The sequence below is a fragment of the Paenibacillus sp. 598K genome, assembly GCF_003851045.1.
Classification (GTDB): Bacteria; Bacillota; Bacilli; order Paenibacillales; family Paenibacillaceae; genus Paenibacillus_D.
Map to the genome: position 1 here is coordinate 4,318 of NZ_BFBX01000151.1, position 449 is coordinate 4,766.

1 protein-coding gene is annotated in these 449 nt (G+C 62.4%); it reads right to left on the reverse strand.

Annotated features, from left to right (window positions below):
• Nucleotides 1-449 (reverse strand): carbohydrate ABC transporter permease (locus tag PA598K_RS32100; RefSeq protein ID WP_148092022.1); only part of this gene is annotated, 449 nt, incomplete at both ends.

Sequence of the window (449 nt, forward strand, 5' to 3'; positions counted from 1 at the left end):
GGCGCCATCGATCTTGGCCGACTCGACCATATCCTGCGGGATCGCGATCAGACCGGCGTAGAAGATGAGCAGCGACAGGATGCCGATGAACGGGAAGCCCATGAAGATGATCGCCCAGATCGCCGTGCCGGGGTCGCCGAGCCATGAGTGGGCCAACTCGCCAAGCCCAATCGCGCGCAGCGCCTGGTTGAGCAGCCCGACATTGGGATCGTAGAAGTTCTGCCAGATGAGCAGCCCGGCTACCGAAGGGATGATCATCGACGTCACGAAGCCGGTGCGGAACCAATACTGCGACCGCTTGCTCCGCAGGTAGTAGATCAGCTCGGCGACGAACAGCGGCGGCACGACCGTCTTGAACAGGCCGGCGACGAGCAGCAGGAGCAGGTTGCCCAGTCCCTTGGCGACATAAGGGTCGCTCAGCATACGCTCATAGTTGGCCAGACCGACGA